Origin of the sequence: Serratia odorifera (assembly GCF_041448735.1) — a bacterium.
Lineage (GTDB): Bacteria > Pseudomonadota > Gammaproteobacteria > Enterobacterales > Enterobacteriaceae > Serratia_F > Serratia_F odorifera.
In genome coordinates this window covers 36,004-55,524 of record NZ_JBGMUT010000012.1, presented here as the reverse complement: position 1 = coordinate 55,524, position 19,521 = coordinate 36,004, and the positions used below count along the sequence as shown (strand labels likewise).

Annotated in this window: 19 protein-coding genes; 14 read left to right on the top strand and 5 right to left on the bottom strand. The window is 60.7% G+C overall.

Annotation, left to right across the window (positions count from 1 at the left end):
- Positions 1-26 precede the first annotated feature (26 nt).
- The gene (locus ACCC84_RS20690; RefSeq protein WP_004955005.1) at positions 27-1,613 is read right to left on the bottom strand and encodes a gamma-glutamyltransferase family protein; all 1,587 of its coding nucleotides are present in this window, start codon (positions 1,611-1,613) and stop codon (positions 27-29) included.
- A gap of 153 nt (positions 1,614-1,766) precedes the next feature.
- Here ACCC84_RS20690 and ACCC84_RS20685 point away from each other — a divergent pair, with 153 nt between their 5' ends.
- The 10 genes from ACCC84_RS20685 to ACCC84_RS20640 all read left to right on the top strand — a co-directional run bounded on the left by ACCC84_RS20685 (position 1,767) and on the right by ACCC84_RS20640 (position 10,458).
- Positions 1,767-2,606 carry a MurR/RpiR family transcriptional regulator gene (locus ACCC84_RS20685; RefSeq protein ID WP_004955001.1) on the top strand — a complete coding sequence of 280 codons (840 nt, stop codon included), beginning with the start codon at positions 1,767-1,769 and terminating at the stop codon, positions 2,604-2,606.
- Between the two features lie 216 nt (positions 2,607-2,822).
- Positions 2,823-3,614 (top strand): transporter substrate-binding domain-containing protein, encoded by a 792-nt coding sequence (locus ACCC84_RS20680; RefSeq protein WP_371902222.1) that lies wholly within the window; start codon positions 2,823-2,825, stop codon positions 3,612-3,614.
- A gap of 12 nt (positions 3,615-3,626) precedes the next feature.
- Entirely contained in the window at positions 3,627-4,292 is a 666-nt protein-coding gene (locus tag ACCC84_RS20675; RefSeq protein ID WP_004954994.1) for an amino acid ABC transporter permease, read from the top strand.
- Entirely contained in the window at positions 4,292-4,948 is a 657-nt protein-coding gene (locus ACCC84_RS20670) for an amino acid ABC transporter permease (RefSeq protein ID WP_004954989.1), read from the top strand. Before ACCC84_RS20675 ends, ACCC84_RS20670 begins: the two co-directional genes overlap by 1 nt.
- Positions 4,929-5,672, top strand: coding sequence for an amino acid ABC transporter ATP-binding protein (locus tag ACCC84_RS20665; RefSeq protein ID WP_198773412.1), 744 nt, complete (start codon positions 4,929-4,931; stop codon positions 5,670-5,672). Before ACCC84_RS20670 ends, ACCC84_RS20665 begins: the two co-directional genes overlap by 20 nt.
- 46 nt (positions 5,673-5,718) lie before the next feature.
- Positions 5,719-6,960, top strand: a complete 1,242-nt coding sequence (locus ACCC84_RS20660) for a pyridoxal-phosphate-dependent aminotransferase family protein (RefSeq protein WP_004954984.1) — start codon at positions 5,719-5,721, stop codon at positions 6,958-6,960.
- On the top strand, positions 6,960-8,219 hold the full coding sequence (gene hpxK, locus ACCC84_RS20655) for an allantoate amidohydrolase (protein ID WP_004954982.1): 1,260 nt from the start codon (positions 6,960-6,962) through the stop codon (positions 8,217-8,219). Before ACCC84_RS20660 ends, hpxK begins: the two co-directional genes overlap by 1 nt.
- Entirely contained in the window at positions 8,216-8,716 is a 501-nt protein-coding gene (gene uraD, locus ACCC84_RS20650) for a 2-oxo-4-hydroxy-4-carboxy-5-ureidoimidazoline decarboxylase (RefSeq protein WP_273872251.1), read from the top strand. Before hpxK ends, uraD begins: the two co-directional genes overlap by 4 nt.
- Complete coding sequence (gene uraH / locus ACCC84_RS20645) at positions 8,709-9,044, top strand: hydroxyisourate hydrolase (protein WP_198773409.1); 336 nt, start codon at positions 8,709-8,711, stop codon at positions 9,042-9,044. Before uraD ends, uraH begins: the two co-directional genes overlap by 8 nt.
- A 61-nt stretch (positions 9,045-9,105) precedes the next feature.
- On the top strand, positions 9,106-10,458 hold the full coding sequence (locus tag ACCC84_RS20640) for a nucleobase:cation symporter-2 family protein (protein WP_004954978.1): 1,353 nt from the start codon (positions 9,106-9,108) through the stop codon (positions 10,456-10,458).
- Between the two features lie 20 nt (positions 10,459-10,478).
- On the opposite strand, the gene ACCC84_RS20635 is transcribed toward ACCC84_RS20640, so the two are convergent.
- A complete protein-coding gene (locus tag ACCC84_RS20635) occupies positions 10,479-11,252 on the bottom strand; it encodes an amidohydrolase (RefSeq protein ID WP_273872252.1) in 774 nt (257 codons plus the stop codon).
- Positions 11,240-12,400 (bottom strand): pyridoxal phosphate-dependent aminotransferase, encoded by a 1,161-nt coding sequence (locus ACCC84_RS20630; protein WP_371902221.1) that lies wholly within the window; start codon positions 12,398-12,400, stop codon positions 11,240-11,242. The genes ACCC84_RS20635 and ACCC84_RS20630 overlap by 13 nt, the downstream gene beginning before the upstream one ends.
- A 125-nt stretch (positions 12,401-12,525) precedes the next feature.
- On the opposite strand from ACCC84_RS20630, the gene ACCC84_RS20625 reads away from it, so the two are divergent.
- The 3 genes from ACCC84_RS20625 to ACCC84_RS20615 are packed head-to-tail and all read left to right on the top strand — an operon-like array spanning position 12,526 to position 14,365.
- A complete protein-coding gene (locus ACCC84_RS20625) occupies positions 12,526-13,140 on the top strand; it encodes a methylthioribulose 1-phosphate dehydratase (RefSeq protein WP_198773406.1) in 615 nt (204 codons plus the stop codon).
- Positions 13,137-13,826 carry an acireductone synthase gene (gene mtnC, locus ACCC84_RS20620; RefSeq protein WP_273872254.1) on the top strand — a complete coding sequence of 230 codons (690 nt, stop codon included), beginning with the start codon at positions 13,137-13,139 and terminating at the stop codon, positions 13,824-13,826. The genes ACCC84_RS20625 and mtnC overlap by 4 nt, the downstream gene beginning before the upstream one ends.
- Positions 13,823-14,365, top strand: coding sequence for a 1,2-dihydroxy-3-keto-5-methylthiopentene dioxygenase (locus tag ACCC84_RS20615; RefSeq protein ID WP_004954965.1), 543 nt, complete (start codon positions 13,823-13,825; stop codon positions 14,363-14,365). Before mtnC ends, ACCC84_RS20615 begins: the two co-directional genes overlap by 4 nt.
- Positions 14,366-14,454: 89 nt before the next feature.
- Here ACCC84_RS20615 and mtnA read toward each other — a convergent pair whose 3' ends face one another.
- Positions 14,455-15,483, bottom strand: coding sequence for an S-methyl-5-thioribose-1-phosphate isomerase (gene mtnA, locus ACCC84_RS20610; RefSeq protein ID WP_004954962.1), 1,029 nt, complete (start codon positions 15,481-15,483; stop codon positions 14,455-14,457).
- A 270-nt stretch (positions 15,484-15,753) separates the two neighbouring features.
- Between mtnA and mtnK the strand changes: the two genes are divergently transcribed.
- Positions 15,754-16,953 (top strand): S-methyl-5-thioribose kinase, encoded by a 1,200-nt coding sequence (gene mtnK, locus ACCC84_RS20605; RefSeq protein ID WP_039991092.1) that lies wholly within the window; start codon positions 15,754-15,756, stop codon positions 16,951-16,953.
- A gap of 62 nt (positions 16,954-17,015) precedes the next feature.
- Here the strand turns inward: mtnK and fadE are convergent, their stop codons facing one another.
- A complete protein-coding gene (gene fadE / locus ACCC84_RS20600) occupies positions 17,016-19,472 on the bottom strand; it encodes an acyl-CoA dehydrogenase FadE (RefSeq protein WP_273872256.1) in 2,457 nt (818 codons plus the stop codon).
- Positions 19,473-19,521 lie beyond the last annotated feature (49 nt).

The window sequence follows — 19,521 nt, the reverse complement described above, 5'->3', positions numbered from 1 at the left end:
TGTGGTTCAGCCATGATGGCCAGGGATTAAAAGCCGGCGGCGCTGCCGTTACTGCGCGGATCGAACGCGCCTTCCAGCATGCCATTGGTATGGCGCACGATGGCGCCAGCGTGGCCAACCGCCTCGCTGAAGTCCGGTAACAGTTCCACCTGATGCCCGCGTTGGCGCAGGTAGTCGATGGTCTCTGCGCCAAACCGGCTTTCCAGCTTCAATGAGTCGGAACTGTCGCCCCAGGTGCGACCAAGCAGCCAGCGCGGCGCGCTGATCGCCTGCTGTAAGGGAAGTCCCTGAACCACATGGCGAATAAACACCGCCGCCTGTGTTTGCGGCTGGCCGTCGCCGCCCATGGCGCCGTAGACCAGCGTACGGCCGTCGTAAAGACGTGCGGCGGCCGGGTTAAGAGTATGGAACGGCTGCTTGCCCGGCGCCAGCGCCAGCAAATGTCCGGCGTCGAGGCTGAAGGACGCGCCGCGGTTTTGCCACAGTACACCGCTGTTGGGCAGTACCACGCCACTGCCGAATTCATGATAAATACTCTGGATAAAGGAAACCGCCAGCCCACTGCTGTCCATGACTCCCATCCACACGGTATCGCCAGGCCCTTTGCCGTTGCCCCAGTCGGCGGCACGCTCGCCATCGATCTGCCGTGCCAGAAGATCGAGACGATCGGCTTCCAGCAGCGCCTGCGGATCCTGCGTCATATGAGCCGGATCGGTGATGTGACGATCCCGCAAGCCGAACGCCAGCTTGGTGGCCTCAACAATGGCGTGTACCGTTGCACCCTCGCTCTGCCTGGCCAGCGGCAGGCGGTCGGCCAGGCCAAGGATCGCCAGTGATACCAGACCCTGGGTCGGCGGCGTCAGGTTGAACACCTCTCCCTGTTGATGCGCCAGGCGCAACGGCGTACGGCGGCGTGGCCGGTAAGTGGCCAGATCCTGTGCGGTGAGCGGCATGCCCAACAGCGCCATGTCGGCGGCCATGCGCTGGGCCAGCTCGCCGCGATAAAAACTGTCCAGACCCTGTTCGGCAAGGGTGATCAAGGTTTCCGCCAGCTTCGGTTGGCAGAAGCGCTGCCCACAACGCGGGATCTCGCCGCGCGGCAGGAAAATCTGCGCGAAATGCTCAAGGTCGGCCAATTCATGGCGCTTGCTGCGGGTGGCGGCTTCCTGCGAGGCGGTAACCGGGATGCCGTCTGCCGCATAGCGGATGGCATCGGCCAACAGACTGGATAGCGGCAGCGGTTTGCCACCCAACTCGGCGGCATACGCCAGCGCTTCCTGCCAGCCGCCGACCGTGCCGGCGACGGTCAATGCCGCCTTTGGCCCGCGATGCGGGATCCGTTGTTCTCCGGCATACAGCGCCAGCGTGGCCAGCGAGCCGGCGGCACCGCTGGCGTCGATGGCCAGTGGATCGCCCTGTGGCGGCACGATTAGCCAGAAGCCATCGCCCCCCAGACCGTTCATATGCGGATACACCACCGCAATGGCGGCGGCCGCAGCCACCATCGCCTCGATGGCATTGCCGCCTTTACGCAGGATCGCCAAGGCGCTTTCGCTGGCGAGGTGATGCGGCGTGACGGCCATCCCCAGTGGTGCGCTGTTACTGTTAATCATCTTATGGCCCTTTTTATGCTTTCCCTGACTGGGTTAAGCAAGAGCCGTTCCAGATTTACGCGGTTGGCGGTGGGCGCAATGATTTTGCGATGCAGCAGGGGAAATATGCTAGGCTCCGCTGAAACAAAGGTTACAGCGTGGGGCTAGGCAGAAATGAAGCAGATTGATGAGCGCTTGCGTAGCGAATATCCGCAGTTGACGCCGCAGGAGCAGCGGGTGGCGGATTTTATCATCGACCATTTTGATGACCTGATCAGTTATAACAGTGCTGAACTTGCCAGGTTGAGCGGCGTGTCCAAGGCTACCGTCAGCCGGTTGTTCAAGCGGCTGGGATACGCCAGCTACCGGGCGATGCGCGACGAATTGCGCACCCTGCGGCAAAGCGGGTTGCCGCTCACCGATAATCGCGATGCGGTGCAGGGCAATACGCTATTGGCGCGCCATTACAAACAGGAAATGGCCAATCTGACCGCCTGGGTCAATCAGCTCGACGCGTCACAGTTCGGCGCGGTGATCGCCGCGTTGGCGCAGGCAAAACGCGTGGTGTTGATGGGGTGGCGCAACGGCTACCCGGTGGCGATGCACCTGCGTCAGCAACTGTTGCAGGTGCGGCGCGATGTGCTGTTGCTGCCGCAGCCGGGGCAAACGCTGGCGGAGGAGCTGGTGGACGTCAGCCCGCAGGATGTGGCGATCGTGGTGGCGTTTCGCCGTCGTCCGCGCCAGTTACGGGCAGTGCTGACGCAATTGCAGCGTCGCCAGGTGCCGACGCTGCTGATATGCGAACCGCAGGCGCAGGCGCTGCTGCCGTTGGCCAGTTGGCATTTGGCCGCGCCGTTGGACAGCGTATCGGCGTTTGACAACTACGCCAGCGCCATGAGTCTGGCCAATCTGCTGAGCAATGCCCTGCTGCATGAAATGCTGGCGCAAGGGCGCCAGCGCATCCATCAGATTGCCGATCTGTACGACGATCTTGACGAACTGGAACAGCGCTGAGTCAGCGCTGTTTTGGTGCTAACGCACTTTTTTGGTGCGCATCTTGCCATGGAAGGCGTTTTTCCCTTCGCTGATTAACGGCAAAATAACGCCTGATTTACCGTAAATTACTCCCTCTTTCATCCCGACGCTGGCGAGCGTTCTCATTGGCACATTAGTTGCAATGTTTGAATCAAAGAATCTTTTGTTTCATCATTTCACCATCGGGGATAATCTATGAGCATCAAGAGAATTTGGGTCACCGCATTGGGCGCCATCGTACTGATGGCTCAGGCCGGCGTGGTACAGGCCGATCAACTGCAAGACATCCAGCAGCGCGGCGTGTTGCGGGTTGCCGTGCCGCAGGATTTTCCACCGTTTGGTTCGGTTGGCACCGATTTGCAGCCGCAGGGTTATGACATCGATATGGCGCAGTATCTGGCCGACAAGATGAAACTAAAGTTGCAGCTGGTGCCGGTAACCAGCGCCAATCGGGTGCCGTATCTGCAAACCAACAAAGTGGATCTGGTGATCTCTAGCCTGGGCAAAAATCCGCAGCGTGAAAAGGCCATCGCTTTCAGCCGAGCTTATGCGCCGTTCTTCCTTGGCGTATTCGGCCCGCAAGCCGAGGCGCTGAAAGATCCCGCCGCGCTGGACGGCAAAACCATCGGCGTCACCCGTGGCGCGGTAGAAGATATGGTGCTGAGCGACAGCGCACCGAAAGGCGCGCAAATCAAACGCTATGAAGACAACAACACCACGCTGTCGGCCTATTTGTCTGGGCAGGTGCAGTTTGTGGCCACCGGTAATCTGGTGGTGAGCGCCATCGCTCGGCAAAATCCGGCCAAGGCGCCGGTGGCCAAATTCATGCTGAAGGATTCACCGTGTTATGTCGGACTGCGGCTGGGGGAACCGGCGCTGAAGGCGAAGGTGGATGCGCTGATCGAACAGGCGTTGCAGGATCAGACGCTGAACGGCCTGTCGGAAAAATGGCTGAAAGCGCCACTGCCGGCCAACCTTGGCGCGTGACGGGAGTCTCCCATGACCTATCAGCTGAACTTTCCCGCCCTGTGGCCGTTTATGCCCGAGCTGTTGGCCGGGTTGCTGACCACCATTGAGCTGACGGCGTTGGCAACGCTGATGGGCGTGTCGCTGGGCATTGTCGGTGCGGCGATCCGCAGCGGCCGGCCAAGCCTGACAAGCCGGATATGGGGGCTGTATGTCGAGCTGGTGCGCAATACGCCATTTGTGGTGCAGCTGTTCTTTATCGTCTTCGGTTTGCCGAGTCTCGGCTGGAAACTGACCGCAGGCCAGGCGGCGTTGCTGGCGATGGTGATCAATCTGGGCGCCTACAGCACCGAAATCATTCGTGCCGGCATCCAGGTGACGCCGAAAGGCCAGTGGGAAGCCGGACGGGTGCTGGGCTTCAGCCGCAGCCAGACCTTCTTGCGTATCGTGTTGCCACCGTCGCTGCAACGCATTTATCCGGCGCTGGTCAGCCAGTGCATTATCGTGATGTTGGGCTCATCGGTGGTGTCGCAGGTGTCGTTTGAAGAACTGACCTTTGCCGCCAACCTGATTCAGTCGCGCACCTTTCTCAGTTTTGAGGTGTATTTGGTGACCACGCTATTTTATCTGCTGTTGTCGGTGCTGATGCGCCAGTTGCTGCTGGCCGCCGGGCGACGCTTGTTAGGGAGTCAGGGCTGATGCTGACGTTTACCGATTGGGATATCGTACGCAACCTGTTGTTGGCGGCGCGCTGGACGCTGCTGCTGTCGCTGACGGCATTTTTTGGCGGCACGCTGGTGACGCTGCCGTTGTTGCTGCTGCGGTTGAGTAAACGCCGTTGGGCGCTGCGCCTGGTACGCGCCTATGCCGAGCTGTTTCAGGGAACGCCGCTGCTGATGCAATTGTTCCTGGCGTTCTTCGGACTGGCGCTGTTTGGCATTGACGTCAGTCCATGGGCCGCCGCCGCGCTGGCGCTGACCCTGTTTACCAGCGCCTTTCTGGTGGATATCTGGTCCGGCAGCATTGCGGCGTTGCCAAAAGGGCAGTGGGAGGCCGCACGCTGTCTCGGGTTGGGCTTTGGCCAGACGCTGCTGCGGGTGATCGTACCGCAGGCGGTGCGCATCGCCATTGCGCCGACCGTCGGGTTTTCGGTACAGGTGATCAAGGGCACCGCGCTGGCATCAATCATCGGCTTCGTCGAACTGACCAAGGCCGGCACCATGCTCAATAACGTCACCTATCAACCGTTCAAGGTGTTTGGCCTGGTTGCGTTGGGCTATTTCCTGATGTGTTACCCGCTGTCGCGCTACAGTCATTATCTGGAGAAGAAATTCCATGCCGCTCATCACCATTAATCAGGTTCAAAAATATTACGGCCAAAACCATGTGCTGAAGGGCGTGGATCTGGATATCGATATGGGCGAGGTGATTTCGATCATTGGTCGTAGCGGTTCCGGTAAAAGTACGCTGCTGCGCTGTATCAACGGGCTGGAAGGCTATCAGGACGGCAGCATCAAGCTCGGCGGCATGACCATCACCGATCGCGATTCACAGGCGCGAGAGATCAGCCGTTCCATCGGTATGGTATTCCAGAACTTCAATCTGTTCCCGCACATGACCGCGCTGGAAAACGTGATGCTGGCACCGCGCCGGGTGCTGAAGCAAAGCCCGGCGGCCTGTCGCCAACTGGCGGAAGAAATGCTGCACAAGGTCGGGCTGGGGGAGCGGATGCATTACTCACCGGCCAGCCTGTCCGGTGGCCAGCAACAGCGGGTAGCGATCGCCCGCGCACTGGCGATGAAGCCCAAGGTGCTGCTGTGCGATGAGATTACCTCGGCGCTCGATCCGGAACTGGTGGGCGAAGTGCTGAAAGTGTTGGAACAACTGGCAAAAGAGGGCATGACGCTGATTCTGGTCACCCATGAAATGAACTTCGCGCGCGAGGTTGGCGATCGCGTGGTGTTTATGCATCAAGGCAAAGTCTGGGAGCAGGGTGACAGCCGCACGCTGTTCGCCAATCCGCAAACGCAGGAACTGAAACAGTTTATTGCTTCCGTGCGCGGCCTGTCAGATGTGTGAACGGACATCATAAGATAATAACTTATTAAGTTGGTAAGGAATTAACATGGTAGATATCACCCAATTCGATCAAATCAATCCGCCGCATCGCCTGCTGATGGGACCGGGGCCGATCAACGCCGACCCACGCGTGCTGCGCGCCATGTCGAGCCAGCTGATTGGCCAGTACGATCCGGCGATGACCGGTTACATGAACCAGGTGATGGCGCTGTACCGCGCCCTGTTCCGCACCGAAAACCGCTGGACCTTGCTGGTGGACGGTACCTCCCGTTCCGGCATCGAGGCGGTGCTGGTTTCCGCCATTCGTCCCGGTGACAAAGTGCTGGTGCCGGTATTTGGCCGTTTCGGCCATTTGCTGTGTGAAATTGCTCGCCGCTGCCGTGCTGAAGTGCACACCATCGAGGCGCCGTGGGGTGAGGTCTTCAGCGCCGATCGGATCGAAGACGCCATCAAGAAGGTGCGCCCGCGTCTGCTGTTGACGGTACAGGGCGATACCTCCACTACCATGCTGCAACCGCTGGCGCAGTTGGGGGATATTTGCCGTCGCCACGGCGTGCTGTTTTATACCGACGCCACTGCGTCGTTTGCCGGTAACCCGTTGGAGAGCGATGCCTGGGGGCTGGATGCGGTCTCCGCCGGGCTGCAAAAATGCCTCGGCGGCCCTTCGGGCAGTTCGCCGGTTACCCTCAGTCCGCAGTTCGCAGAAATGGTGCGTCGGCGCAAGTGCGTCGAACAAGGCATCCGCACCGCCGAACATGCTGATGGCGACGACGAAATGATCTACTCCAACTATTTCGATCTGGGCATGATCATGGATTACTGGGGGCCGGAGCGGCTGAATCACCATACCGAAGCGACCAGCATGCTGTTCGCCGCCCGCGAATGCGCCCGGGTGATCCTGGAAGAAGGCCTGGATAACACCATTGCGCGTCATCGTCTGCACGGCGCGGCAATGCTGGCAGGGATCCAGGGAATGGGGCTACAGGTGTTCGGCGATCTTGCCAACCGCATGAATAACGTATTGGGGGTGGTGATCCCGTCCGGCATACACGGTGAACAGGTACGTCAGATGATGCTCAACGATTTCGCCATTGAAATCGGCACCTCGTTTGGGCCGTTACAGGGCAAGATCTGGCGTATCGGCACCATGGGCTACAACGCGCGCAAAGACTGCGTGCTGCAAACGCTGGCGGCGCTGGAAGCGGTGCTCAATCGTCTGGGCTTTGCCAGCCGGCAGGGGGAGGCGCTGCAAGCCGCCTGGAACGTTTACGCGAGCGAGGACTGCTGATGGCGGCGGGGATCGGCGCCGCAGCGGCCGAACTGGCGGCAGCACGGGTAATGGCACGCAGCGATGCGCTAGCGGAAATCAGCGCCACCCCCGGCCAACTGACGCGGGTGTATCTGTCCGCCGAACATGTGCGCGCCAATCAGCGGGTGGGCGACTGGATGCGCAGCCTGGGGATGACGGTTTGGCAAGACAGCGTCGGCAATATCTGCGGTCGCTATGAAGGGCTGACTCCCGATGCACCGGCGCTGTTGCTGGGGTCGCATCTGGATACGGTGCGCAACGCCGGCCGTTACGACGGCATGCTCGGCGTGCTGACCGCGTTGGAAGTGGTGGCGCATCTGCATGTCCAGCAGCGCCGTCTGCCGGTGGCGATTGAAGTGATCGGCTTTGCCGACGAAGAAGGTACGCGCTTTGGCATCACCCTGCTGGGCAGCAAAGGCGTTACCGGTCAGTGGCCTGCCGACTGGCTGACGCGCACCGATGCCGACGGCATCAGCGTTGCGCAGGCGCTGCGGCATGTCGGGTTGGATCCGGACAGAATTGGCGAAGCCAGGCGCGCCCACCATGAGATTTGCGCCTACCTGGAACTGCATATCGAACAAGGCCCGTGTCTGGAAGCGGCCGGTCTGGCGCTCGGCGTGGTGACGGCGATCAACGGTGCACGACGCCTGAACTGCACCTTCAGTGGCGAGGCCGGTCATGCCGGCACCGTGCCGATGTCGCAGCGCAAGGATGCGCTGGCCGCCGCCGCCGAGTGGATGGTCGCAGTGGAGCGACTCACCTGCGAGAGCGATCCGCATTTGGTGGCGACGGTTGGGCGTATCGACAGCCTGCCGGGGGCGGTCAACGTGATCCCGGGACAGGTGCAGCTTTCACTCGACGTGCGTGGTCCACAGGACGGCCCGCTGGCGGCGCTGTTGGCTACCCTGTTGCAGCAGGCGCAGGCCATATGCGCTCGCCGTGGCCTGCAGTTTGCCAGCGAAGAGTTTTACCGGATTAACGCGACCGCCTGCGACGATGAAATACAGCAGCGCTGGCATAGTGCGGTGATGCAGGTGCAGGGCAGCAGTATCGCCTTGCCCAGCGGCGCAGGGCATGACGCCATCGCCATTGCCCAGCACTGGCCGGTTGGCATGCTGTTCGTTCGCTGCGATCGCGGCATTAGCCATCATCCTGATGAGTCCGTCACGCTATCGGACGTGGCGTCGGCGATTCGGGCCTATTGCCAGATGGTGGAAAGCTGGGGGACGTCGGCATGAAACTGCAACAATTTAACGCCTTGCCGGTGGCGGAGGCGGCCGCATTGCTACGCCCATGCGTGGCCATCGACAGCTGGATTGACGCGGTGCTGGCCGCGCGACCTTTCGCCGATCGCGACAGCGCCCTGGCCTGCGGCGCCCAGGCCGCGCAGCGGTGGCAGCCAGAGGAGATCGCGCGGGCGCTGGCACAGCATCCACGTATCGGTGAGCGCGCGCAGGGCCAGGGGCGCGAAGCACAGTTGTCGGCGCGTGAACAGTCGGCGGTCGACGCGCAGGATCGGACGTTGGCGCAGGCGTTGCTGGACGGCAACCGCCGTTACGAGGCGAAGTTTGGCCAGGTGTTTCTGATCCGCGCCGCCGGCCGCGACGGACAGGCCATTTTGCAGGCGTTGGAACGGCGGTTGCAGAACACCCCACGGCAGGAGCAGCAGGAAACGGCAGAGCAACTGCGCGAAATCGTTCAACTGCGTTTAAAGGAGTTATTCAGCGATGAGTAATATCAGCACCCATATTCTTGATACCGCGCTCGGTAAGCCTGCCGCGCAGGTACGCGTCTGGCTGGAACTGAGCCACAACCAGCAATGGCAGACGCTGGTGGAAAGCCGCACCGATGCCGACGGCCGGGTGGGAGATCTTACGCCCTCGGGCCTGACGGCCGGACATTATCGCCTGTGCGCCGATCTAGGCAGTTACTTTGCCGCCGCCGGGCGCGACACGCTGTACGCGACGGCGATTATCGATTTTGTCATCAGCGATGCCACGCAGCATTACCACCTGCCGCTGCTGGTCGCGCCGTATGCGTATTCAACCTATCGCGGAAGTTGATCCGCGCCAGGCGCCGGCACACTCGCCGCGTTAGCCGTTCACTGACATTGACGAGGACACCATGGCTCTATCGCAACAACGGGGCGCGGCGTCGTGCCGCCCGGAAGACCAGCGGCTGCCGCTGGGGAAAACCTTTGCCTACGGTTTGCAGCATATTCTGACCATGTACGGCGGGATTATTGCACCGCCGTTGATTATCGGTTCTGCCGCCGGGCTTGATGCGCCGCAGATTGGCATGCTGATCGCCGCTGCCCTGTTCGTCAGCGGCCTGGCGACGCTGTTGCAGACGCTGGGACTGCCGCTGTTCGGTTCGCGCCTGCCGTTGGTACAGGGGGTGTCGTTCGCCGGCGTGGCGACCATGGTGACCATCGTTACCGGCGACGGCGGTTTACCGGCGGTATTTGGCGCGGTGATTGCCGCGTCGGCGATCGGGTTGCTGATAGTGCCGTTCTTTGCGCAGATCATCCGCTATTTTCCGCCGGTGGTGACCGGTACGGTGGTTACGGTCATTGGGCTGTCGCTAATGCCGGTGGCGGTGCGCTGGGCGATGGGGGGCAATGAGCGGGCGGCGGATTGGGGATCGACCGGCAATATCGGTCTGGCTGCCTTTACGCTGGCGGTGATCCTGTTGCTGAATAAAGTGGGTACGCCAGCGTTGAAACGTCTGGCGGTGCTGCTGGCGATGGTGGCGGGCTGCGTTGCGGCGATGCTGCTGGGCAAGGTTGATTTTTCAGCGCTGGGCGGCGGAACCTGGTTGGCGATCCCGCAGCCGCTGGCGTTTGGCCTGCCGACGTTTGAACCGGCGGCGATCTTTTCCATGCTGCTGATTGTACTGGTGTTGCTGACCGAAACCACCGCCGGGCTGATCGCCGTCGGCGAGATCGTTGGCTCGCCGGTGGGGCCGCGGCGCATCGCCAATGGGCTGCGCGCCGACATGCTGGCCAGCGCACTGTCGCCGCTGTTTAATTCGTTTCCACAGAGCTCGTTTGCACAGAATATCGGTCTGGTGGCGCTCAGCGGCGTGAAAAGCCGTTTCGTGGTCAGTGCCGGTGGTGCGCTGCTGGTACTGCTTGGCGTGTTGCCGATGGTGGGTACCGTGGTGGCCTGCATTCCGCTGCCGGTGTTGGGCGGCGCCGGCGTGGTACTGTTTGGGTCGGTGGCGGCCAGCGGCATCCGCACGCTGTCGCGAGTCGAGTATAAGGACAATATGAATCTGGTGGTGGTGGCGACGGCGATCGCCTTCGGCATGATCCCGATCGTCATGCCGAGCTTTTACGATCGTTTCCCGGACTGGGTGAGAACCCTGCTGCATTCGGGCATCAGCGCATCGTGCCTGGTGGCGTTGGCATTAAACCTGTTGTTCAACCGTATCGATGTCGGCGACACGGCCACCGCTGGCGAAGAGGTTTCCTGAGCGGCAGCCGGGCCGGCGGCTTAATCGAGACGCAGGAAGCTGTCGGCGTCACGCCAGGCCGGGAAGGCGCTACGGTAGCCTTGCAGATTTTCCAGCGACAGCTCGGCGTCCAGCCGGGCTGCGGTATGCGCTGCGGCTTCGGCCAGCCGTTCCCCCTGCGGACTGAGGATCAGGCTGTCGCCGCTGTAGTTAAGGCCGTTGCCGTCCTCGCCAACCCGGTTGCAGCCGGCAACGTACACCTGATTTTCAATCGCTCGCGCCGCCAAAAGCGTTTGCCAGTGCTGGCTGCGTGCCGCTGGCCAGTTGGCGACGTACAGCGCCAGATCGTAATCCTGTTCATAGCGCGACCATACCGGAAAGCGCAGGTCGTAACAGATTTGCGGCAGAATACGCCAGCCGCGCCATTCGACGATTTCGCGCCGCTTGCCGGCCTGATAATGCAGATGCTCGCCGGCCATGCGAAACAGATGGCGCTTGTCATAGGCGTGTACCCGACCGCCTGGCTCCACCAGCAGGAAACGGTTCACCGCGCCGTCGCCGGTCTTCAGCGCCACGCTGCCACCGACCAGCGCATTGGTTTTGCGTGCCCAGCCGTGCAGCCAGTCGATCACCTGTTGCTCCGGCAAGGCGCTGTCACCGGCGTCCATGGCGAAGCCAGTGGTGAACATTTCCGGCAGCACGATGAGATCGCGGCCGACCAATGACGACAGCAGGTGATCAAAATGGCGCAGATTGGCTGGGCCATCGCGCCAGACCAGCGGCTGTTGCAACAGACTGATTTTCAAAGTCGACATAACCGCTCCGCAGCTGCATCCAGCGTGGCATCTTGCTTGGCGAAGCACAGCCGGATCAATTTATGAGGAAAAGGATCGGCGCAGAACACCGACAGCGGGATTGCCGCTACGCCAGCGTGTTCGGTCAGCCAGCGACAGAACGCCACGTCATCCAGATCGGAAATCGCGCTGTAATCTGCCAATAAGAAGTATGTGCCTTCACAGGGCAGAATTTCCAGTCGGCTGTGACTCAATGCCTGCACGAAGCGGTCGCGTTTGGCACGATAGAAGGCCGACAGCTGTTGCCAATGCTGCGGATCGGCGCGCAGCATATCCGCCAGCGCCAGCTGAGCCGGGGTATTGACCGAGAAGGTCAGATACTGATGCACCTTACGCACTTCGGCGCTGAGCGCCGGCGGCGCCACGCAGTAGCCGACTTTCCAGCCGGTCATATGAAAGGTTTTGCCAAATGACGAAACGGCAATTGCCCGCTGACGCAGTTGCGGGTGCGCCAATACGCTGGCATGGCCGCCGCGGGCAAAGCAGATATGCTCGTAGACTTCATCGCTCAAGACGTAGATTTCCCGCTCGGCGATGGCCTGCCACAGTCGTTGCATGTCATCAGCCCGCCAGGCGCTGGCGGACGGGTTGTGCGGCGTGTTGACGATCACCAGACGGGTGCGTGCGGAAAGCAGTTCGTCGAACCGTTGCCAGTCGACGTTGAATGCCGGTGGTTGTAGTGGCAGGCGCTTGAGTACGCCGCCGGACAGCTCTACTGCAGGTGCGTAGCTGTCATAGCTTGGATCGAAACAGATCACTTCATCGCCCGGCCGTACCAGCGCGCTGATGGCGGCGAACAGCGCCTCGGTTGCCCCGGCGGTGATGGTGACTTCGTCGTTGGCATCCGGCTGCCAACCGTAAATCTGCGCGGTTTTATCGGCGATTGCAGCGCGCAACGGCGCGACGCCGGTCATTGGCGCATATTGGTTGGCCCCCTGGGCGACGTGCCACGCCAGCCGCTGTTGCAAATAGTCCGGGCCGTCGAAGTCCGGGAAGCCCTGCGACAGGTTGATGGCCTGATGCTGCTGCGCCAACGCGCTCATCTGGCTGAAAATGGTGGTGCCGAGCGCGGGCAGTTTACTGTCGGGAATCGGTGCGGAAATAGTCATGATTGGTCTGGTGCCCCGTTATGCTGCATCGAAGTATTTAGGGTTATGCATATGTTGCTGACAATACACCACGATGTTAGTATCTGGCAATCAAGACGTTTAGATGGCTATCTTCAGGGAGTCGCATGACGGAAAATTCACAACTGCAGGCGCTGTTGGCGGCCTGTCACTGGATTGGCGACAAGGGCTGGTGTCCGGCGACCGGTGGCAATATGTCGCTGCGCCTGGATGCCGAAGGCTGTCTGGTGACCGAATCGGGCAAGGACAAGGGTAGCCTGAGCGAGCACGACCTGTTGCAGGTGAATATCGCCGACAATCATGTACCAAGTGGCCGTACGCCGTCGGCTGAAACCGGGCTGCATACGCTGATTTACCGTCTCTACCCGCAGGTCGGCGCCATTTTGCATACCCATTCGGTCAATGCCACGGTGTTGTCGCGGGTGGAAAAAAGCCACGCATTGCTGCTACAGGGTTATGAAATGCAAAAGTCGCTCAGCGGGCAGCGTAGCCATCTCGACGGCGTGATTATCCCGATCTTCGATAACGATCAGGATATTCCCCGTCTGGCCGAACGGGTGGCCGCCGCCGCGGCCACCTCGCCGATCCCGTATGGTTTTCTGGTGCGCGGCCACGGCCTGTATTGCTGGGGGCGTCAGGTTGCGGAGGCGCGCCGTCATCTTGAAGGGCTGGAATTCCTGTTCCAGTGTGAACTGCAACGACGTTTGCTGGAGGCGAAATGATCCGCGCCATTGTTACCGATATTGAAGGCACCACCAGTGATATCCGCTTTGTCCATCAGGTGCTGTTCCCGTATGCCCGCGAGCGTATGGCGGACTATGTTCGCCAACATGCCGATGAGGCCGAAGTGGCCGCCGCGCTGGCGGCATTGCGTAGCGAGCTCGAGCAGCCGGATGCCGATAGCGCGCTGTTGATTGCCGCGCTGTATCGTTTTATGGATGAAGATCGCAAATCCACCGCGCTCAAGGCGTTGCAGGGCATCATCTGGCGCAGTGGCTATCACGACGGCGATTTTCGCGGTCATCTGTACCCCGAGGTCGCCGCGCAGTTGGCAGCCTGGCAGCAACAGGGCATTCAGCTGTACGTCTATTCCTCCGGTTCGGTGCAAGCGCAGCAACTGCTGTTTGGCTACAGTGAGGCGGGCGATTTGCAGCCGCTGTTTTGCGGTTACTTTGATACCCGGGTTGGCGCCAAGCGCGAAGAGGTTTCATACCGCAATATTGCCCAACAGATTGGCATGGCGCCGGCGGAACTGCTGTTTTTATCTGACCTACGCCAGGAACTGGACGCTGCACGCGCTGCCGGTTGGCACACTTGCCAACTGATCCGCGATGACGCTGACGAACAGAGCCGGCATCCGCAAGTTAACCGTTTCGATCAGATCGTGATAGAGGAGTTTGCCGGATGAGTGGATTAACCATTTTCAGTGACAGTGAGCCGCAACAGCCGCTATGGCATAGCCGTGACGCCGAGGCGATCCAGCGGCAACTGGCAGAGATTGAAGTGCGTTTTGAACGCTGGCAGGCGGATCGCGATTTGGGCGCCAACCCGCAGCCGGAGGCGGTGATTGCCGCCTATCAGCATGAGATCGATCGACTGGTGGCGGAAAAAGGCTATCAAAGTTGGGACGTGATCAGCATGCGGCCGGATAATCTCCAGCGAGAGACGCTGCGGCAGAAATTCCTGTCGGAACATACGCATGGCGAAGACGAAGTGCGATTCTTCGTCGAAGGGGCAGGGCTGTTTTGTTTGCACCTGAACGGCAGGATTTATCAGATCCTGTGCGAAAAGAACGATCTGATTTCGGTACCGGCTCATACCCGCCACTGGTTTGACATGGGATCCGCGCCGAACTTCACCGCCATTCGTCTGTTTGATAATCCGGAAGGCTGGATCGCGCATTTCACCGGCGACAGCATCGCCGACGCCTACCCGCGTCTGGACTGACGTCATGCCGCACTCCGGCCAACCGCAGCTCGCTGGCCGGAGATGACCTGCCGCCAACCCGCCTGCCGGGTGTAGCGATAGCAACCTGCCTAGACCAGCGCCCGCTGGAAAATCCCGTCGCTAACCTGTTCGGGGCGGATCACGCCGCAGTCCAGTACCCAAGCGCTGATTAACGCCGCCGGCGTGACGTCGAAGGCCGGATTGTCGACCTGCGCATCGGCAGGCGCCCATTGGCAACTGCCAAAACTGCCGGCGACGCCGGTCACTTCTGCGGCGCTGCGCTGTTCTATCGGAATCGCCGCACCGTTGGGGCAATGCGCATCGTGAGTGGTGTGGGGGGCGGCAACGTAAAACGGAATGCCATGATAATGCGCCAGCACCGCCAGGCTGTAAGTGCCTATTTTGTTGGCAACGTCACCGTTGGCTGCGATGCGATCGGCGCCGACCCACACCGCATCCACTTTACCCTGCGCCATCAGGCCGGCCGCCATCGAGTCGCAGATCAGCCGATAGGGGATGCCCAGTTCGCCCAGTTCCCAGGCGGTTAGACGGCCACCCTGCAACAGCGGGCGTGTTTCATCGACCCACACCTGCGCGACATTACCCTGTTGATGGGCACGCAACAGCACGCCGATGGCGGTGCCGATGCCGGCGGTTGCCAGCCCACCGGTATTGCAGTGGGTCAGCAGACGGCTGCCGGGGGTAACCAGCGCCGCCCCGCGATCGGCAATGCTGTCGCACAGCGCACGGTCTTCATCCACCAGCCGCAAGGCCTCTGTCGCCATGGCCGCCACCCAGTCGGGTTGTGCCAGCGCCAGCTTGATGCGATCGAGATTATTCATCAGATTGACCGCGGTCGGTCGCGCCGCGCGTAGCGTGGCCAATGCTTCCGCCAGCGCGTCGCGCGGCAGGCCACGTTCGGCCAGCAGGGCCAACAGCAGGCTGGCGGACAGACCGATCAGCGGCGCGCCGCGTACCCGCAGGGCATGAATATGACCAACCAGCTCCTCCACGCTATTGCTGGAGCACCAGCGCTTTTCTTGCGGCAATGCCTGTTGATCGAGGATCCAGAGTTGGTTGTCTCGCAGAGTCAAACTGGTGGTGTTAAGCGTGCGCATAATCAGTTAAATCCTTGTTGCGATCATATTGCATCTATGGCGCTATTCTGCCAACATGACATCCGGATGTATAGACGTCCGAATGCTTAAATGTCTAAATAATGAAGTTAACACATCTACACCCTCCCTGATTCGCGTTGCATCGCGGCGGCAGGTGGCCAGTGCCAAGGCAATGGCACCGTGCTGGCGGCGGCCTGGCCACTTGCTGGTGCTGGGCTGGCGGCAACGATGCGGCATGACACAGGGTGGGTATCTGCCAGAGGGGTTGTGATGTCGCTTTATCGTACCTTTACCGCTGCCGATGCCGTTGAATATGCCCGTCAGTACGGGCAGGTAGCCGATCCACAGGCGTTGGTCAGCGCCGAAGAAATTGGCGACGGCAATTTGAATCTGGTGTTCAAGATCCTTGATGACGCAGGCGTCAGCCGGGTGATCGTCAAACAGGCGTTGCCGTATGTACGCTGTGTAGGAGAATCCTGGCCGCTGACGCTCGATCGCGCACGTATCGAAGCGGAAACGCTGCTGGTGCACGGTGGCTTCTGCCCGCGACATACGGTTAATGTGCTGCATCACGATGCCGAACTGGCGGTGATGGTGCAGGAAGACCTGTCCGACCACCGCATCTGGCGTCATGAACTGATTAACGGCCACTATTATCCGTTGGCCGCCGGACAGTTGGCGGAGTATTTGGCGCAAACGCTATTCCATACTTCTGATTTCTATCAGAACGCCCAACAGAAGAAGGCGCAGGTGAGCCGCTTCACCAACCCGGAGCTGTGCCAGATCACCGAAGATCTGTTCTTCACCGATCCTTACATTGAGCATGAGCGAAATAGTTTCGACGAGGCGTTGTTGCCACAGGTAGGCGAACTGCGACAAGACGCGGCGTTGAAACTGGCTGTCGCCGGCCTCAAACAGCGTTTTCTCAGCAAGGCCGAAGCGCTGTTGCACGGCGACATTCACAGCGGCTCGGTGTTCGTTGCCGAAGGCAAGCTGAAGGCGATCGACGCCGAGTTCGGTTTTTATGGTCCGATCGGGTTTGACGTGGGCACCGCGCTGGGCAATCTGCTGCTGAATTACTGCGGTCTGCCGGGGCTGTTTGGCCCACGAGACGCCGCCGCCGGGCGCGAACAGCGCCTGCAGGATATTCGCGAACTGTGGCTGATTTTCGCCGATCGTTTCCTGGCACTGTGCCAGCAGAAAACCCGCGATATCACGCTGGCGACGCCGGGCTATGCCGAGCAGTTTCTGCGTCAGGTCTGGCGTGACGCGGTGGGGTATTGCGGTAGCGAACTGGTCCGTCGCACCATCGGGCTGGCGCACGTGGCCGATCTGGATAGCATCGAAGATGCCGAGATGCGCCTTGAGTGTCAGCGCAACGCGCTGAGTCTTGGTCGTGCGCTGATGGTCAATGCACCGCAAATCGAGCACATCGACGCATTGCTGGCGCGTATTCGCCAGCATGGTTAACTAAAATCGAGCGATAAAAAAGGGGCGATAGCTATCGCCCCATTGATTTACGCCGTGAGAGTTCAGGCGGCTTCAGTGTGGTGCTGGCGTTTCTCCTGCGGCTGCGGCTTTTCCGGCCGTTGCGCCGCCAGCGCGTCAGGGGCAAAGTCATCGACATTGATTGAACGCAGACGGCTTTCTTCCGCTTTGGTCAGGATCTTGGCCTCGTCGGCATTGATCTTGCCTTCTTCCAGCGCACGCTGCGCTAAACGATCGAGGCGGGTGAACGGCAGGTTTTTGCCGGCTTCCTTGCTCAGGCGAGCGTGGATCGGCTCGGCGGCAATCACGTCAAGCAATGCGGCTTCCAGCAGGCCGATCGGATTGTGCTCGCTGGCCGTCAGGTACTGGCCACGGCCCAAACGGCTACGGGTGGCAGAAGGCACCTGCAGGATTTTTGCCAACTGATGATCCAGACGATCGGACGGCGCGGTATGCACGCGGCCAAACGGGAAGATAACCAGACGCATCGCACCGGCGATCAAGCGGTTCGGGAAGTTGCGCAGCAGATCGTCCAGCGCCTGCTCGGCCTGATGCAGACTGTCCTGCACACCCCAATGAACCAGCGGCAGATCCTCTTTCTGACGGCCTTCGTCCTGATAGCGTTTCAGCGTGGCGGAGGCCAGGTACATCTGGCTGAGGATATCGCCGAGGCGGGCCGAAATCCGCTCGCGGCGCTTCAGACTGCCACCCAGCACCCCCATCGACACGTCGGACAGCAGCGCCAGGTTGGCGCTCAGGCGGTTCAACTGCTGGTAATAGCGGCGGGTAGCGTCTTTGGTCGGTGTGCTACTGGTGCGGCCGTTGGTCAGGCCAAGCCAGAAACTGCGCACCTTGCTGCTACCGACGTGACCCAGATGGCCGAACAGCGCCTTGTCGAAGGCCGCCAGATCGTTGCTCTGCGCCGCCGCCATTTCATCCAGAACGTAAGGATGGCAGCGAATGGCACCCTGACCAAAGATCATCATGGTACGGGTCAGGATATTGGCGCCTTCAACCGTGATGGCGATCGGTGCGCCCTGATAGGCGCGCGCCAGGAAGTTGGATTCGCCCAGCATAATGCCTTTACCGCCGGCGATATCCATCGCGTCAATAATTGCCTGCTGGCCACGGTGGGTACAGTGGTATTTAACTATTGCCGACAGCACCGCCGGCTTCTCACCCTGCATCAGGCCATAGGTAATCAGTGACGCAGCGGCGTCCATCACATAGGTATTGCCTGCGATACGCGCCAACGGCTCTTCGATCCCTTCCATTTTGCCGATCGACATCTTGAACTGACGACGAATGTGCGCGTAGGCGCCAATCCCCAACGCCAGCGACTTGACGCTGCCGGTCGAGTTGGAGGGCAGGGTGATGCCACGGCCGACGGAGAGACATTCAACCAGCATACGCCAGCCCTGGCCGGCCATTTTTGGCCCGCCGATGATGTAGTCGATAGGCACGAACACGTCGCTGCCGCGGGTTGGGCCGTTCTGGAACGGTACGTTCAGCGGGAAGTGGCGGTTGCCGATTTCCACGCCGGGCGTGCTGGTCGGGATCAGCGCACAGGTGATGCCCGGCGATTCGTTGTCGCTCAACAGGCGGTTCGGATCGTACAGCTTGAAGGCCAGGCCCAGCACGGTGGCCACCGGCGCCAGCGTAATGTAACGCTTGTTCCAGGTCAGGCGCATGCCCAGCACCTGTTTGCCTTGCCATTCGCCCATGCAGACGGTGCCGACATCCGGGATTGCGCCGGCATCGGAACCGGCTTCCGGGCTGGTCAGGGCAAAGCAGGGGATTTCTTCGCCGCGCGCCAGACCCGGCAGATAATGGTCTTTTTGTTCATCGGTGCCGTAATGTTGCAGCAGTTCGCCTGGACCGAGCGAGTTGGGCACGCCGACGGTGATGGCCAGAATACCGGATACGCCTGCCAGCTTTTGCAGCACGCGTGCCTGCGCATAAGGCGAGAACTCCAGGCCGCCGTATTCTTTTTTGATGATCATCGCAAAGAAGCGATGCTCCTTCAGATAGGCCCACAGTTCTGGCGGCAGATCGGCCAGTTCATGGGTGATCTGGAAGTCGTTTGCCATGCGACAGGCTTCTTCTACCGGCCCATCGATAAACGCCTGCTCTTCTTCGCTCAACGTTGGTTGCGGGTAGTTATGCAGCTTGTCCCAGTCCGGCGTGCCACGGAACAGATCGCCTTCCCACCAGGTGGTGCCGGCTTCGATGGCTTCTTTCTCGGTGGTCGACATCGGTGGCATCACCTTGCGGAATGCGCGCAGCGCCGGTGCAGACAGCATCGAGCGGCGCAGCGACGTGACGTTCAGCGGCAGCAGGATAATCGCCAACGGCAACAGCATCCAGAAGCTCCACAGGCCGATAGCACCCATGGCGGCGGTGTAGGCCAGCAATATCAGACTGCTGAGGGTGAGACTCACCCGGTGATAAAACAGCACGCTGATGAGTGCCAGCAGGATAACAATACTGAGAACCATCATAGTTGAAGCTCCGAAGTAGTAAGAGGTCTGACCTGTTGTTGTATCTATT

Coding starts and splice junctions, on each gene's coding strand:
- uraD (WP_273872251.1), top strand. CDS start 8,216: ATGAAACTGCAACAATTTAACGCCTTGCCGGTGGCGGAGGCGGCCGCA.
- ACCC84_RS20630 (WP_371902221.1), bottom strand. CDS start 12,400: ATGACTATTTCCGCACCGATTCCCGACAGTAAACTGCCCGCGCTCGGC.
- mtnK (WP_039991092.1), top strand. CDS start 15,754: ATGTCGCTTTATCGTACCTTTACCGCTGCCGATGCCGTTGAATATGCC.
- ACCC84_RS20680 (WP_371902222.1), top strand. CDS start 2,823: ATGAGCATCAAGAGAATTTGGGTCACCGCATTGGGCGCCATCGTACTG.
- uraH (WP_198773409.1), top strand. CDS start 8,709: ATGAGTAATATCAGCACCCATATTCTTGATACCGCGCTCGGTAAGCCT.
- ACCC84_RS20625 (WP_198773406.1), top strand. CDS start 12,526: ATGACGGAAAATTCACAACTGCAGGCGCTGTTGGCGGCCTGTCACTGG.
- ACCC84_RS20670 (WP_004954989.1), top strand. CDS start 4,292: ATGCTGACGTTTACCGATTGGGATATCGTACGCAACCTGTTGTTGGCG.
- ACCC84_RS20675 (WP_004954994.1), top strand. CDS start 3,627: ATGACCTATCAGCTGAACTTTCCCGCCCTGTGGCCGTTTATGCCCGAG.
- mtnA (WP_004954962.1), bottom strand. CDS start 15,483: ATGCGCACGCTTAACACCACCAGTTTGACTCTGCGAGACAACCAACTC.
- ACCC84_RS20690 (WP_004955005.1), bottom strand. CDS start 1,613: ATGATTAACAGTAACAGCGCACCACTGGGGATGGCCGTCACGCCGCAT.
- ACCC84_RS20640 (WP_004954978.1), top strand. CDS start 9,106: ATGGCTCTATCGCAACAACGGGGCGCGGCGTCGTGCCGCCCGGAAGAC.
- ACCC84_RS20665 (WP_198773412.1), top strand. CDS start 4,929: ATGCCGCTCATCACCATTAATCAGGTTCAAAAATATTACGGCCAAAAC.
- ACCC84_RS20615 (WP_004954965.1), top strand. CDS start 13,823: ATGAGTGGATTAACCATTTTCAGTGACAGTGAGCCGCAACAGCCGCTA.
- ACCC84_RS20685 (WP_004955001.1), top strand. CDS start 1,767: ATGAAGCAGATTGATGAGCGCTTGCGTAGCGAATATCCGCAGTTGACG.
- ACCC84_RS20635 (WP_273872252.1), bottom strand. CDS start 11,252: ATGTCGACTTTGAAAATCAGTCTGTTGCAACAGCCGCTGGTCTGGCGC.
- ACCC84_RS20660 (WP_004954984.1), top strand. CDS start 5,719: ATGGTAGATATCACCCAATTCGATCAAATCAATCCGCCGCATCGCCTG.
- mtnC (WP_273872254.1), top strand. CDS start 13,137: ATGATCCGCGCCATTGTTACCGATATTGAAGGCACCACCAGTGATATC.
- hpxK (WP_004954982.1), top strand. CDS start 6,960: ATGGCGGCGGGGATCGGCGCCGCAGCGGCCGAACTGGCGGCAGCACGG.
- fadE (WP_273872256.1), bottom strand. CDS start 19,472: ATGATGGTTCTCAGTATTGTTATCCTGCTGGCACTCATCAGCGTGCTG.